The organism is Streptomyces roseus, assembly GCF_001044425.1.
Classification (GTDB): Bacteria; Actinomycetota; Actinomycetes; order Streptomycetales; family Streptomycetaceae; genus Streptomyces; species Streptomyces roseus.
Genome location: NZ_LFML01000072.1, coordinates 1 through 13,893, shown reverse-complemented (window position 1 = coordinate 13,893; position 13,893 = coordinate 1). Strand labels below are relative to the sequence as shown.

Below are 13,893 nucleotides of genomic sequence, written 5' to 3'. Positions count from 1 at the left end.
CGGCCCCGCGCGCAGGCCGAGGCCGCTGCCGCCCGGCCGGCGGTAGGGGGCGCCCGGCCCGCCGAGCCCGCTCGCCCCGCGCCCGGCCCGCCGTAGGGGCCGTCGAGCCCGCGGGCCCCGCCGCGCGCCCCGCCGCCGGGCCCCGCCGGCCCCTCGGCCACGGGCCACTGAGGGGGCGGAATCCGGCCGCCGTACCCTTGGCTGGTGCGATACGTGCACACGGCAGGTTCAACGAGGAGGCGCTGCGGTGGCTGAGCTTGGGTTTGTCCATCTGGGCTTCGGACCCGATTACGTCGAGTACACCCAGGCCTGGGAGGAGCAGCGGCGGGTCCACGCCGCGCGCTTCGAGGACGAGATCGGCGACACCTGCCTCCTGCTGGAGCACCAGCCCGTGTACACGGCCGGCCGGCGCACGGCCGACAGCGAGCGCCCGCTGGACGGCACCCCCGTCGTGGACGTCGACCGCGGCGGCAAGATCACCTGGCACGGCCCGGGCCAGCTGGTCGGCTACCCGATCATGAAGCTGCCCCGCCCCGTCGACGTCGTCGCCCACGTCCGCCGGCTGGAGGAGGCGCTGATACGCACCGCCGCCGAGTTCGGCCTGGAGACCACCCGGGTCGAGGGCCGCTCCGGGGTCTGGGTCCTGGGCGACCCGGTCGAGGACCGTCCCAAGACGGGCGGGCTCTCCCTCGACCTCGACCCGCGCCTGACGGACGAGGAGTTCGACCCGCGTCTGAACGGCCCCGAGTACGCCCCCTCCAACGCGGGCCAGCGCCGCGAGGACCGCAAGCTGGCGGCCATCGGCATCCGCGTCGCCAAGGGCGTCACCATGCACGGCTTCGCGATCAACGTGAACCCGGACAGCACCTGGTTCGACCGGATCATCCCCTGCGGGATCCGGGACGCCGGTGTGACCTCGCTCTCGTACGAACTGGGCCGCGAGATCTCCATCGGCGAGGTGCTGCCGGTCATCGAACGCCACCTGAAGGACGTACTGGAGCAGGCGGAACCGCGCCCGCGGGAGATCGAGCCCGCCGCGGGCTGACCGCGGAGGGAATGCGGCCGGTCACCGCCAGGTTGGCCGACGTAAGAGCGTATGAAATTACGGGCGTACCCTGGTGGGCGCCGAAGAATCGAAGTCACAGGGAGCCGGTCGTGTCCGCAGTCGCACCCGACGGACGCAAGATGCTGCGCCTCGAGGTCCGTAACGCCCAGACGCCCATCGAGCGCAAGCCCGAGTGGATCAAGACCCGGGCGAAGATGGGTCCGGAGTACACGAAGATGCAGGCCCTGGTGAAGGGCGAAGGACTGCACACCGTGTGCCAGGAGGCCGGTTGCCCCAACATCTACGAATGCTGGGAGGACCGCGAGGCCACCTTCCTCATCGGCGGCGACCAGTGCACCCGGCGCTGTGACTTCTGCCAGATCGACACGGGCAAGCCCGAGGCCCTGGACCGGGACGAGCCGCGCCGCGTCGGCGAGTCGGTCGTCACGATGGACCTGAACTACGCCACCATCACAGGCGTCGCGCGCGACGACCTGGCCGACGGCGGTGCCTGGCTGTACGCGGAGACCGTGCGCCAGATCCACGAGCAGACGGCGGGCCGCGAGGCCGGCCGTACCAAGGTCGAGCTGCTGGCCCCCGACTTCAACGCGGTCCCGGAGCTGCTGGAGGAGGTCTTCGCCTCCCGCCCCGAGGTCTTCGCGCACAACGTGGAGACGGTGCCGCGGATCTTCAAGCGGATCCGCCCCGGCTTCCGTTACGAGCGCTCGCTCGACGTGATCCGCCAGGCCCGCGCCTACGGCCTCGTCACCAAGTCCAACCTGATCCTGGGCATGGGCGAGGAGCGCGAGGAGGTCTCGCAGGCGCTGAAGGAGCTGCACGAGGCCGGCTGTGAGCTCATCACCATCACCCAGTACCTGCGGCCCTCGCCGCGGCACCACCCCGTCGAGCGCTGGGTGAAGCCGGCCGAGTTCGTGGAGCTGGCGAAGGAGGCCGAGGACATCGGCTTCTCCGGCGTGATGTCGGGCCCGCTGGTCCGCTCGTCGTACCGGGCCGGGCGCCTCTACACGCAGGCGATGGAGAAGCGCAGCCGGGTCTGATCGCGCGGTGTGACGCGCGCTACCATACGGACTGTGTGAACTCACGCACAAAGTCTTACCAACGGGTAACACCGCATCGACGCGGCCCCTAGGCTCTCTGTACGGAGAGTCCGGCGGGCCGCGTAAATGTTTCATCACCGTTTGACCGACCGGTCATGCCCTGGTAACACCAGTCAGTGACGATGGCTCCACGCACCGCGCACACCGGTGCTCACCACCGTCACGCGCCGCCGTGCGCTCCGGACCGTCCCCGAACCGCCCAGCACCGTGAAAGGGATCGACATCATGCAGGCCGCGCCCGTACGCGCCATTGCCATTCCGTCGTTCACCGACGCCTTCCGGGGCTTCGAGTCGCTGCTCATGAGCGGCGCCCGCCGCAACGCCTGGAGCGCCGTCCTGGAGGACCGCCGCAGGGCCAAGGACCGGGTCGAAACCGAGCACGTACTCGAGGCCGCGGCGACCCGGACCCCGCAGGCCACGTAAACTTCGCTCTATGGCGAGGAAGTCAAACGCAGAGACTGCTGCGAACCCCGGGCGACTGAAGCAGATCGCCCTGACGTACAAGATGACGCGCAAGGCCGACCCGAAGGTCGGTCTGATCGTCGCGGGCGTGGGAATCGTCACCTTCGGTGTCTTTCTTGCGATCGGCTTCCTGATCGACCACCCGGTCTACCTGGGCATCCTGGGCTTCCTGGTGGCGTTCCTCGCGATGGCGATCGTCTTCGGACGACGGGCCGAGCGGGCTGCCTTCGGGCAGATGGAGGGGCAGCCGGGCGCGGCCGCGGCCGTACTGGACAACGTGGGACGGGGCTGGACCACCACCCCGGCCGTCGCGATGAACCGGAGCCAGGACATCGTCCACCGGGCCGTGGGCAAGGCCGGCGTGGTGCTGATCGCCGAGGGCAACGCGAACCGCGTGAAGCCGATGCTCGCCGCGGAGAAGAAGAAGCTGGCCCGGATCATGCCCGACATCCCGGTCCACGACTTCATCGTGGGCACCGGCGAGGGCGAGGTCCCGCTGAAGAAGCTCCGTACGACGCTGCTCAAGCTGCCGCGCGTACTGGCGGGCCCGCAGATCACGCAGGTCAACGACAAGCTGCGCGCCATGGGCGATCTCATGAGCAACATGCCGCTGCCGAAGGGCCCGATGCCCAAGGGCACGCGGATGCCGCGCGGCGGAAAGATGCGCTGACCCGCTTTTCGTATACGAGACGGGGGCGCCCCCCGAGCCGGCCGGCTCGGGGGGCGCCCCCGTCTCGTCCCGCACGCCGCGTCCGCCTGGGCGCGGACACCCCTGGGCGGGACCTGGACGGCTAGATACGGACCTGGACGGCGCGGGCGAGGCGGTCGTGCAGGCCGCGCCCGTCCCGGTCCCAGACCAGCGCCGGGATGACGAGGGCGAGCAGCACCGTGCGCAGGACGACCCGGCCGACGCCGAGGCGGCCGCCGTCCTCCGCGACCACGCGCAGGCCCACCAGCCGCTTGCCGGGGGTGAAGCCCACGGTGCCCACCGTGAGGATGCTCAGCACCACGAAGAGGGCCAGGGTCCAGTTGCCGGTGGCGGTCGCGTTGCCGTGCGTGATCAGCCCGAACGCGATCACCTGGCAGCCGATCCAGTCGATGGCCAGGCCGCCGAGGCGGCGGCCGAAGCGCGCCACCGAGCCCGGCCCCTCCTGGGGCAGGCCGAGCCGCTGGCCCCGGTAGCCGAAGTCGACGCCCATGTCCTCGGCGGCCGCGCGGGGGCCGGAGAGCCAGGATCCGATTGCCTGTCTGTTGTCCACCCGACCACGGTACCGGTGGTGTCCGACGGCGTTCCGACGGGACCCTGGTTAACTTGAGCGAAACAAATGGGTCATGCTTGAGAAATCCCGCCTGCTTATGGTCGGGTCAGCGTGCGGCACCGCACTGACGCACCACGAGCTATAAAGCCCGCCCTGCCCCGGGGCCGGGAGTAGGAGGAGTTGGATGTTCCAGAACGCCGACGAAGTGAAGCAGTACATCGAGGAGAACGACGTCAAGTTCGTCGACGTCCGCTTCTGCGACCTGCCTGGTGTGATGCAGCACTTCACCATCCCGGCTCGGGCGTTCGACCCGGCGGAGGAGCTCGCCTTCGACGGGTCCTCCATCCGCGGCTTCCAGGCGATCCACGAGTCCGACATGGCGCTGCGCGCCGACATCACCACCGCGCGCCTGGACCCGTTCCGCAAGGACAAGACGCTCAACATCAACTTCTTCATCCACGACCCGATCACGGGTGAGGCCTACAGCCGCGACCCGCGCAACATCGCGAAGAAGGCCGAGGCGTACCTCGCCTCCACCGGCATCGCCGACACCGCGTACTTCGGCCCCGAGGCCGAGTTCTACGTGTTCGACAGCGTGCGCTTCGCAACCTCCGCGAACGAGGGCTTCTACCACATCGACTCCGAGGCCGGCGCCTGGAACACCGGTTCCGAGGAGAACAACCGCGGCTACAAGGTCCGCTACAAGGGTGGTTACTTCCCCGTAGCCCCGGTCGACCACTTCGCCGACCTGCGCGCCGAGATCTCCCTCGAACTGGACGCCCAGGGCCTCCAGGTCGAGCGCCAGCACCACGAGGTCGGCACCGGCGGCCAGGCCGAGATCAACTACAAGTTCAACACGCTGCTGGCCGCGGCCGACGACCTGATGCTCTTCAAGTACATCGTGAAGAACGTCGCCTGGCGCAACGGCAAGACCGCGACCTTCATGCCGAAGCCGATCTTCGGTGACAACGGCTCGGGCATGCACGTCCACCAGTCGCTGTGGGCCGGCGGCGAGCCGCTCTTCTACGACGAGGCCGGCTACGCGGGCCTGTCGGACACCGCGCGCTACTACATCGGCGGCATCCTCAAGCACGCCCCGTCGCTGCTCGCCTTCACCAACCCGACGGTGAACTCGTACCACCGCCTGGTCCCGGGCTTCGAGGCGCCGGTCAACATGGTGTACTCGCAGCGCAACCGCTCCGCCGCGATGCGCATCCCGATCACCGGCTCGAACCCGAAGGCCAAGCGCGTCGAGTTCCGCGCCCCGGACCCGTCCTCGAACCCGTACCTGGCGTTCGCGGCCCTCCTGCTGGCCGGTCTCGACGGTGTGAAGAACAAGATCGAGCCGATGGAGCCGATCGACAAGGACCTCTACGAGCTCTCGCCCGACGAGCACGCGAGCGTCCCGCAGGTCCCGACCAGCCTGGAGGACGTCCTCAAGGCCCTGGAGGCCGACCACGAGTACCTCCTGGCCGGCGGCGTCTTCACCCCGGACCTGATCGAGACCTGGATCGACTACAAGCGCACGCACGAGATCGCCCCGATCGCCCTGCGCCCGCACCCGCACGAGTTCGAGATGTACTTCGACATCTAAGAAGCAGCACGCACGACGGCGGCCCCGCCGCTCTCCTCGGAGAGCGGCGGGGCCGCCGTGTTGCCGGGGTCCGGCCTTCGTTCAGGCGGGGGGTCCGGGGCGGCGGAGCAGGGTCATGCCCGCCGTCAGTTCGCGCAGGCAGCGGACGGCCAGTTCCGGTGGGGAGGCGGGGCCGGAGACCGGGGCCTGCGTCGTCGACCAGAGTTCCAGGGCGATGCGGATGGCGTCCGTGGCGGCCGCCGCGAGGAGGCGTACGCCCAGGGGGTCGGCCTTCTCGCCCGCCAGGCGGGCGATCACCGGGACCAGACGCTCCTCGGAGTCCTGGTTCACCCGGTACCAGACCGCGCGCAGCGCCTCGTCGGTCGCGGCGGCGCGGAGCAGGCCGCGGGTGACCTCCAGGCCCTCCTCGACCACCTGGGAGTCGCTCAGTGAGCGGGTGACCGCGCGCTCCAGGGCCTCGTCGAGGGGGGTGCCGGGGTCCTCCTCGGCGAGCAGGGCGCGCCAGGCGTCGCCGCCGCCCGCGAGCAGCGGGCCCACGGCCTCCTGCTTGTTGCGGAAGTACCGGTAGAACGTACGCAGCGCGACGCCCGCGCGGTGCGCGATGTCCTCGGCGGTGGTGCCGTCGGGGCCGTGTTCCGCGAAGAGTTCGCAGGCCGCGCGGGCGATGTCGAGCTGAGTGGCGGCCTTGCGGCGCTCGGTCAGCGACTGGGCTCCGGGCCCGGCCGCGGGGGAGTACGGACGAGGGGATCTCACGAGTGAAGATTACCCCTCGGCTCGCTTCAGGATGCAATTCGTGACTTTCTGGCAAAACGTGCCACATCGGCGGTACGCTCGGCCCATGAACCGTTACGAAGGACGTCGCGTCCTCATCACCGGCGGCGGCTCCGGCATCGGCCGCGCCACCGTCCACCGCATCCTCGCCGAGGGCGGCCGCGTGCACACCGTGGACGTCAACGAGGAGGGCCTCAAGGGCACCGCGGAGCAGGCCGCCGCCGACGGGCACGCGGACCGCCTCACCACCGCCGCCCTCGACATATCCGACGAGGCGGCCGTCCGGAGCGGCGTCGCCGCGGCCGTCGCGAGCCTCGGCGGACTCGACGTACTCGTCAACGCCGCCGGGATCCTGCGCTCCGCGCACACCCACCAGACCACGCTCGACTTCTGGAACAAGGTCATCGCGGTCAACCTGACCGGCACGTTCCTCGTGATCCGCGAATCGCTCCCGGCGCTGCTGGAGGGCGACCAGCCGGTCGTCGTGAACTTCAGCTCCACCTCGGCGTCCTTCGCCCACCCCTACATGTCCGCGTACGCGGCCAGCAAGGGCGGCATCCAGTCCATGACCCACGCCCTGGCCGCCGAGTACAGCAAGCAGGGCCTGCGCTTCGTCGCCGTCGCGCCCGGCTCCATCGAGAGCGGCATGACCACGGGCAACGGCCCCGGCCTGCCCGAGGACACCGACTGGAGCCTGTTCGCCAAGCTGGCCCCGGCCCTCGGCCAGGGCTTCGCCGGCCCGCAGACGGTCGCCGGCGTCGTCGCCATGCTGGGCTCCGAGGACGGCGCCTTCATCACCGGTACGGAGATCCGCATCGACGGCGGCACCCACTACTAGGCCGTCGCCCACCCCTCACGCGCGAAAACGGTCCCAGAGCCGGGGGAAGCGCTCCGCGAGCACGGCTTCGTTCTCGAAGTCCAGCGCAGCGCCCTCCGGCTCGGCCGCTTGCAGCGGAATGCCCAGATCCGGCGCCACCGCCCCGGTCAGCTGCTCGTACGCCTCGTCGGCCGCGTACCCCAGCTCCTCGCCGTCCCCGTCGATCTCCTCGTCGAACTCGTCCAGGAGCTCCGCGAGCGAGTCCGGGTCGTGCACCCCGCCCTCGAACACCTCCCGCCCCTGGCCGATCAGCCAGCAGCGGAAGTAGTCGAACGCGTCGTCGCTCGCCCCGTCGAGCAGCACCCACGCCGCACCCCACAGGTCCCACGTGTACGCCCGGTTGTACCGGGACTCGAAGTGCCGGGCGAAGTCCAGGACGGAGTCAGGATCGAGCTGCGCCAGCCGCTCCACGAGCAGCTCGGCGTGTTCCTCGGGGTCGCCCTCGGCGGCCTCGCGGGTACGGTCGACGATCTCCCAGAACTCCGTCTCGTCCATCACCGCTCCAGCATCACGGGTGCGCCCCCTCGCCGCCACTGCTCATACGGCCAAAGCCGTGAACGTCCCGGACGGCGGCCCGTACGGCGTAAAACGCCGTGAGGCGGCCCGCCCCCGAAGGGACGGACCGCCTCACGGGCCGGTCTGCCTGCGGCTCAGAGGCCGTAGCGCTCGCGGGCCTCCTTTATGGCGGAGGCCGGAACCTCGCTGCGGCGGGCGAGCTGCGCCAGCGCGGCCACCACGATCGACTGCGCGTCGACGCCGAAGTGGCGGCGGGCGCCCTCGCGGGTGTCGGACAGGCCGAAGCCGTCCGTACCGAGCGAGGTCCAGTCCTGCTCCACCCACTGGCTGATCTGGTCCGGGACCTGGCGCATCCAGTCGGAGACGGCCAGCACCGGGCTGGTGACGCCCTCCAGCGCACGCGTGACGTACGGGGTGCGGACCTCGCCGCGCAGCAGCGCCTCGTCGCACTCCAGCGCCTCGCGGCGCAGCTCGCCCCAGGAGGTTGCGGACCAGACGTCGGCGGCCACGTTCCAGTCGGCGGCGAGCAGCTGCTGCGCCTCCAGCGCCCAGTGGATGGCCGTACCCGAGGCCATCAGCTGGATCTTCGGGGCGTCGGCGGCCGGGGCGGACTCCAGCGAGGAGGCCTCGTTGAAGCGGTAGAGGCCCTTGAGGATGCCCTCCTCCACGCCCTCCGGCATGGCCGGCTGCACCTTCGGCTCGTTGTAGACCGTCAGGTAGTAGAAGACGTCTTCCGGCTTCTCGCCGTACATGCGGCGCAGACCGTCCTTGACGATCACAGCGATCTCGTACGCGAACGCCGGGTCGTAGTTCAGCGACGCCGGGTTCGTGGACGCGATCAGGTGCGAGTGGCCGTCCGCGTGCTGGAGGCCCTCACCGGTCAGGGTGGTGCGGCCCGCGGTCGCGCCGACGATGAAGCCCTTGCCGAGCTGGTCGGCGAGCTGCCACATCTGGTCGGCGGTGCGCTGCCAGCCGAACATCGAGTAGAAGATGTAGAACGGGATCATCGGCTCGCCGTGCGTCGCGTACGACGTGCAGGCGGCGATGAAGTCGGCCATGGCGCCGGCCTCGGTGATCCCCTCGTTGAGGATCTGGCCGTCCTTGGCTTCCTTGTAGTACATGAGCTGGTCGCGGTCGACCGGCTCGTACGTCTGCCCCAGCGGCGAGTAGATGCCGGCCGACGGGAAGAGCGACTCCATGCCGAAGGTGCGCGCCTCGTCGGGGACGATCGGCACCCAGCGCTTGCCGGTCTCCTTGTCCCGCATCAGGTCCTTGACGAGCCGGACGAAGGCCATGGTGGTGGCCATCTCCTGCTTGCCGGAGCCCTTGAGCAGCGGGGCGAAGGACCGCTCGGCCGGGGCCGGCAGGGCCACGTGGTGCACCTTGCGGGCCGGGGCCGGACCGCCGAGGGCCGCGCGGCGCTCGTTCAGGTACCGCACCTCGGGGCTGTCGGCGCCCGGGTGGCCGTACGGGACGACGCCGTCGGCGAAGGCGCTGTCCGGGATCGGGAGGCCGAGGAGGTCGCGCATGTCCTTGAACTCGTCGATCGTCAGCTTCTTCATCTGGTGGTTCGCGTTCTTCGACTCGAACCCGGCGCCCAGCGTGTAGCCCTTGACGGTCTGCGCGAGGATGACCGTCGGCGCGCCCTTGTGCTCCAGGGCGGCCTTGTACGCGGCGTAGACCTTGCGGGGCTCGTGGCCGCCGCGGGAGCTGTGGAAGCACTCGGCGATCTTCGCGTCGGAGAGCACCCCGGCCAGCTGCACGAGCTCGGCGTTGGCGCCGAAGAAGTGCTGGCGGATGTAGGCCACGTCGCGGGTCGCGTACGTCTGGAACTGCGCGTCCGGTACCTCGCGCAGGCGGCGTACGAGGGCGCCCGTGGTGTCGAGCCGGAACAGCTCGTCCCAGGCGGAGCCCCACAGCGACTTGATGACGTTCCAGCCGGCGCCGCGGAACTGGGCCTCCAGCTCCTGGACCACGCGGAAGTTGGCGCGGACCGGACCGTCGAGGCGCTGCAGGTTGCAGTTGATGACGAAGGTCAGGTTGTCGAGCTGCTCGCGGGAGGCCAGGGCCAGGGCGGCGGTCGACTCGGGCTCGTCCATCTCGCCGTCGCCCAGGAAGGCCCAGACGTGCGAGTTGGCGGTGTCCTTGATGTTCCGGTTCTGCAGGTAGCGGTTGAAGCGCGCCTGGTAGATCGCGGAGAGCGGGCCGAGGCCCATGGAGACCGTCGGGAACTCCCACAGCCACGGCAGGCGCCGCGGGTGCGGGTAGGACGGCAGGCCGTTGCCGCCGGACTCCTGGCGGAAGTTGTCGAGCTGCTGCTCGGAGACCCGTCCGTCGAGGAAGGCGCGGGCGTAGATGCCGGGGGAGGCGTGGCCCTGGATGTAGAGCTGGTCGCCCGATCCGTCGGCCTCCTTCCCGCGGAAGAAGTGCTGGAAGCCGGTCTCGTAGAGCCAGGCCGCCGAGGCGAAGGTGGCGATGTGGCCGCCGACGCCGTACTTGGAGCCGCGGGTCACCATGGCGGCCGCGTTCCAGCGGTTCCATGCGGTGATCTTGGCTTCCATCTCCATGTCACCCGGGAACTCGGGCTCGGCGGAGGTGGGGATGGTGTTGACGTAGTCCGTCTCCAGCAGCTTCGGCAGGGCGAGGCCGGCCGCCTCCGCGTGCTGGAGGGTGCGGCGGAGCAGGTATTCGGCGCGGCGCGTACCGGCGGCCTTGGCGACGGCGTCCAGGGAGGCCGCCCATTCGGCGGTCTCCTCGGTGTCGCGGTCCGGGAGCTGGTCGAGCTCGCTCGGAAGCTTTCCTACGGGGTCGGACATCGGTGTGCGCCGCCTTCCGGACAAAGGAGAGGTGGTGAAAAATCCCTGACGGGCAGGACAGGGTCGATGGGCCCGGTTGGGGTCCGTCGACGACTGTAAATCGCTGATCGATGATCGATCAAACGAATGTGACGCGGAAATGGCCATCCGGCCAAAAGTCGGCACCCGGTGCCATGAAATCAGGCACCCGGTGCCGGGCAAAACAGGACAGAAAGACCCGTCAGGCGCGGGGCGCGCACCCCAGGACATGGCGCTTCACGAGCACCCCGATGTCCGGATCCTGGCTGCGGAACGCCTCGACCAGGGCCGCGTGCTCCTCGGCGTACGACTTCTGGACGGTTCCCAGCCAGCGGATCGACAGGGCCGTGAAGACCTCGATGCCCAGGCTCTCCCAGGTGTGCAGCAGCACGCTGTTCCCGGCCGCCCGCACCAGCTCCCGGTGGAACCCGACGGTGTGCCGCACCTGCGCGGTCCCGTCCTCGGTCCGGTCCGCCTCCCACAGCGCCGCCACGTGCGGCTCCAGCGCCGAGCAGTCCGCCGCCAGCCGGGGCGCGGCCAGCTCGGCCGCGATCTGCTCCAGACCGGCCCGGACCGGGTAGATCTCCTCCAGGTCGGCCGCGGACAGGTTCCGTACGCGCACGCCCTTGTTCGGCGCCGACTCGATCAGCCGCAGCGTCTCCAGCTCGCGCAGGGCCTCGCGCACGGGCGTCTGGCTGACCTCCAGCTCGACCGCGATCCGGCGCTCGACGATCCGCTCGCCGGGCTTCCAGCGTCCGCTGACGATCCCCTCCACGATGTGCTCGCGGATCTGCTCGCGCAGCGAGTGCACGACGGGTGGGGTGATCATCGGGGCTTCATCTCCTGTGGGGCGCGCATCGCTTCGATGCGTAGACAATACGGCGGAGTGGGCCGCGGAGATGCGTTCCTGGTCAGGGCCGTTGGGTGAGGCTGGTTACAAGGCGCTGCGCCGGATCAGGCTCAGGGCCGTGACCTGCCCCACCGACAGCCGGTACGCGCCCGGTTCGGGCGGCGGGAACACGGCTCCGTGGCGGCCGCCGCCCAGGCTCCGCAGGGGGCGGGCCACCGGGCGGCCGCCGTCGGCCGGACGCAGCTCCGCCAGGGGCGGCCGCGCGTCGTCGGGCGCCGTGACTGCGACCTCGTACGGGACCCCCGCGGCCAGTACGGCGGGTGCGCGTACGCCGAGGCGGACGGCCGGGGCCGCGAGCCGGCCGGCATCCGGGAGCAGCACCGCCTCCCCGCCGGGGGGAAGCACCGGCTCCGCGCCCAACAGGCCGCGCAGGGCCGCCCGTACGGCCGCGTTGTTCTGGAGCGAGCCGTGCTGCTCGTACGCGGCCCACGACCCGGCGAACGGGCCGGTGAACGGGCCGGAGGCGGGGCCCGCCCGGTCCGGCAGGGGGACGGTGCCGTCGCCGTCGCCTTCCGGAACGAGGATCAGGCGGCCGCCGGCCCACTGGGCGGTGACCGCCGTGGGCTGGCCCGTGCCGGAGATCGCGTACAGCTCGGCCCGCGGCGGCGCGCCGCGCAGGTCGGCGTGGAAGCGGGCCGCGTCCGCGAGCAGCGCCTCGTCCACGCCCGGCAGCCCCGGCAGGTCCCGGACGCGCGCGAGCCCGCCCGGCCCCTCCACGCAGGCGTGGTCGGGGGCCAGCTGGTGCAGGGACGGCAGACTGCGGGCGAAGGCGCCCAGCTCCGGCTCCCCGGGACCCCCGCTGCCGTCCACCAGGTCGGCCAGGGCCCGCAGGGACCCGTGGTGCGGGGTGCCCAGGGTGATCACGCGGCGGGTGACCTCGTGCCCGCCGAGGCGCTCCGCGTAGTACCGGGCCACCAGCCCGCCCATCCCGTGGCAGAGGAAGACCACCCGGGCCTCGCGGCGCTCGGGCGCCGAGGCCCGCCAGCGCTCCAGCTCCAGATCGATCCGGCCCTTCAGCCGCTCCGCGCCGTGGCGGCAGGAGAGCCGCCAGTCGTAGGGGAACGTGAGGAGGTTGTCCGATACCGACAGGGTGAAGTGGCGTTCCAGCCAGCGCAGCAGGTCCGTGTAGCCGTCCACCGGGTGCCAGATGCCCGGCAGGGCGTGCAGATCGGGCATCAGGCCCACGGGCACGACCCCGTCGCCCGGGTCGCCGTCGCCGGTGTCCTTCGGCAGGCGCAGGGCGCCCACGGAGCCGCCGAATCCGCGCAGGCCGCGTAAGAGGGCCGGGCCGGACAGGTCCCAGAGGGCTCTGCCCTCGGCGTCCGCCAGCCGGCTGCCCAGGATCCCCGGAAGTACGACGACCAGATCCGTCACCTGTACCCGTGCCATACGCCGCCCCCCGAGATGTCGCACATGGACCCACCAGGGTAAAACGACGGCGCCCCCGCCCGAAGTGGTTCCGGGCGGGGGCGCCGTACGTGTCGCCTGGCGAGGGGCCGGGGGCTCAGAGGCCGAGCTCGACCTCGAACTCGCCGGCTTCCAGGATCGCCTTGACGGCCGAGAGGTACCGGGCCGCGTCCGCGCCGTCCACCAGGCGGTGGTCGTAGGACAGGGTCAGGTACGTCATGTCGCGGACGCCGATGACGGTGCCCTCGGGGGTCTCGATGACCATCGGACGCTTGACCGTGGCACCGATGCCCAGGATGGCGACCTGGTTCGGGGGAACGATCACGGTGTCGAACAGCGCACCGCGCGAACCGGTGTTGCTGATGGTGAAGGTCGCGCCCGACAGCTCGTCCGGCGTGATCTTGTTGCCGCGGACCTTGGCGGCCAGGTCGGCCGTGGCCTTGGAGATGCCCGCCAGGTTGAGGTCACCGGCACCCTTGATGACCGGGGTCATCAGGCCCTTCTCGGAGTCCACGGCGATGCCGATGTTCTCCGAGTCGAAGTAGGTGATGGTGCCCTCGTCGTCGTTGATCCGGGCGTTGACGACCGCGTGGGCCTTCAGCGCCTGGGCGGCGGCCTTGACGAAGAACGGCATCGGCGAGAGCTTGACGCCCTCGCGGGCCAGGAAGGAGCCCTTGGCCTGCTCGCGGAGCTTCATGATCTTGGTGATGTCCACCTCGACCACGGAGCTGAGCTGGGCCTGCGAGTGCAGCGCCTTCATCATGTTGTCGCCGATGACCTTGCGCATGCGGGTCATCTTGACCGTCTGACCGCGCAGCTCGGACACCGCGGCGGCCGGGGCCTTCGCGGCGGGAGCGGCGGCGGCCCGCTGGGCGGCCGGGGCGGCAGCGGCGGCCTTGGCGGCCTCGGCGGCGGCCAGGACGTCCTGCTTGCGGATACGGCCACCGACACCGGTGCCCGAGACCGAGCCCAGGTCCACGCCGGACTCCGAGGCCAGCTTGCGCACCAGCGGGGTCACGTACGCGCCCTCGTCACCGGCGGAGACCGCGGCGGCGGGGGTGGCGGCCGGAGCCTGGGCGACCGGAGCCGGAGCAGCCGGA

13 protein-coding genes are annotated in these 13,893 nt (G+C 71.0%); 6 read left to right on the top strand and 7 right to left on the bottom strand.

All coding sequences use genetic code 11. The features are described from left to right. Nucleotides 1–247 precede the first annotated feature (247 nt). From lipB to ACS04_RS18805, 4 genes are all read left to right on the top strand, one after another. Nucleotides 248–1,045 (top strand): lipoyl(octanoyl) transferase LipB, encoded by a 798-nt coding sequence (gene lipB, locus ACS04_RS18820; protein ID WP_048477817.1) that lies wholly within the window; start codon nucleotides 248–250, stop codon nucleotides 1,043–1,045. A gap of 110 nt (nucleotides 1,046–1,155) precedes the next feature. Next, on the top strand, nucleotides 1,156–2,103 hold the full coding sequence (gene lipA / locus ACS04_RS18815; protein ID WP_048477816.1) for a lipoyl synthase: 948 nt from the start codon (nucleotides 1,156–1,158) through the stop codon (nucleotides 2,101–2,103). Nucleotides 2,104–2,388: 285 nt separating this feature from the next. After that, nucleotides 2,389–2,586: an SCO2195 family GlnR-regulated protein gene (locus tag ACS04_RS18810; RefSeq protein WP_030863404.1), complete on the top strand. Its 198-nt coding sequence runs from the start codon at nucleotides 2,389–2,391 to the stop codon at nucleotides 2,584–2,586. Nucleotides 2,587–2,596: 10 nt separating this feature from the next. Continuing rightward, on the top strand, nucleotides 2,597–3,295 hold the full coding sequence (locus tag ACS04_RS18805) for a DUF4191 domain-containing protein (RefSeq protein ID WP_048477815.1): 699 nt from the start codon (nucleotides 2,597–2,599) through the stop codon (nucleotides 3,293–3,295). Between the two features lie 121 nt (nucleotides 3,296–3,416). Here the strand turns inward: ACS04_RS18805 and ACS04_RS18800 are convergent, their stop codons facing one another. Further along, nucleotides 3,417–3,884, bottom strand: a complete 468-nt coding sequence (locus ACS04_RS18800) for an RDD family protein (RefSeq protein ID WP_048477814.1) — start codon at nucleotides 3,882–3,884, stop codon at nucleotides 3,417–3,419. A gap of 184 nt (nucleotides 3,885–4,068) precedes the next feature. Between ACS04_RS18800 and glnA the strand changes: the two genes are divergently transcribed. Further along, nucleotides 4,069–5,478, top strand: a complete 1,410-nt coding sequence (gene glnA / locus ACS04_RS18795; RefSeq protein ID WP_048477813.1) for a type I glutamate--ammonia ligase — start codon at nucleotides 4,069–4,071, stop codon at nucleotides 5,476–5,478. Between the two features lie 81 nt (nucleotides 5,479–5,559). On the opposite strand, the gene ACS04_RS18790 is transcribed toward glnA, so the two are convergent. Continuing rightward, complete coding sequence (locus tag ACS04_RS18790; RefSeq protein WP_048477812.1) at nucleotides 5,560–6,231, bottom strand: TetR family transcriptional regulator; 672 nt, start codon at nucleotides 6,229–6,231, stop codon at nucleotides 5,560–5,562. Nucleotides 6,232–6,316: 85 nt separating this feature from the next. Here ACS04_RS18790 and ACS04_RS18785 point away from each other — a divergent pair, with 85 nt between their 5' ends. After that, on the top strand, nucleotides 6,317–7,087 hold the full coding sequence (locus tag ACS04_RS18785; RefSeq protein WP_048477811.1) for an SDR family NAD(P)-dependent oxidoreductase: 771 nt from the start codon (nucleotides 6,317–6,319) through the stop codon (nucleotides 7,085–7,087). Nucleotides 7,088–7,102: 15 nt separating this feature from the next. Here the strand turns inward: ACS04_RS18785 and ACS04_RS18780 are convergent, their stop codons facing one another. The 5 genes from ACS04_RS18780 to sucB form a co-directional block, all read right to left on the bottom strand. After that, entirely contained in the window at nucleotides 7,103–7,621 is a 519-nt protein-coding gene (locus tag ACS04_RS18780; RefSeq protein WP_048477810.1) for a DUF4240 domain-containing protein, read from the bottom strand. Nucleotides 7,622–7,776: 155 nt separating this feature from the next. Then, on the bottom strand, nucleotides 7,777–10,458 hold the full coding sequence (aceE, locus tag ACS04_RS18775; protein ID WP_048477809.1) for a pyruvate dehydrogenase (acetyl-transferring), homodimeric type: 2,682 nt from the start codon (nucleotides 10,456–10,458) through the stop codon (nucleotides 7,777–7,779). A 220-nt stretch (nucleotides 10,459–10,678) separates the two neighbouring features. Further along, the gene (locus ACS04_RS18770; protein ID WP_030156168.1) at nucleotides 10,679–11,302 is read right to left on the bottom strand and encodes a GntR family transcriptional regulator; all 624 of its coding nucleotides are present in this window, start codon (nucleotides 11,300–11,302) and stop codon (nucleotides 10,679–10,681) included. 108 nt (nucleotides 11,303–11,410) lie between these two features. Beyond that, entirely contained in the window at nucleotides 11,411–12,775 is a 1,365-nt protein-coding gene (locus ACS04_RS18765) for a lipase family alpha/beta hydrolase (protein ID WP_048477808.1), read from the bottom strand. Nucleotides 12,776–12,890: 115 nt separating this feature from the next. Next, nucleotides 12,891–13,893: 2-oxoglutarate dehydrogenase, E2 component, dihydrolipoamide succinyltransferase (sucB, locus tag ACS04_RS18760; protein ID WP_048477807.1), on the bottom strand; the 1,003-nt coding region annotated here is incomplete at its 5' end.

Coding starts and splice junctions, on each gene's coding strand:
- ACS04_RS18810 (WP_030863404.1), top strand. CDS start 2,389: ATGCAGGCCGCGCCCGTACGCGCCATTGCCATTCCGTCGTTCACCGAC.
- ACS04_RS18805 (WP_048477815.1), top strand. CDS start 2,597: ATGGCGAGGAAGTCAAACGCAGAGACTGCTGCGAACCCCGGGCGACTG.
- glnA (WP_048477813.1), top strand. CDS start 4,069: ATGTTCCAGAACGCCGACGAAGTGAAGCAGTACATCGAGGAGAACGAC.
- ACS04_RS18785 (WP_048477811.1), top strand. CDS start 6,317: ATGAACCGTTACGAAGGACGTCGCGTCCTCATCACCGGCGGCGGCTCC.
- ACS04_RS18780 (WP_048477810.1), bottom strand. CDS start 7,621: ATGGACGAGACGGAGTTCTGGGAGATCGTCGACCGTACCCGCGAGGCC.
- aceE (WP_048477809.1), bottom strand. CDS start 10,458: ATGTCCGACCCCGTAGGAAAGCTTCCGAGCGAGCTCGACCAGCTCCCG.
- ACS04_RS18765 (WP_048477808.1), bottom strand. CDS start 12,775: ATGGCACGGGTACAGGTGACGGATCTGGTCGTCGTACTTCCGGGGATC.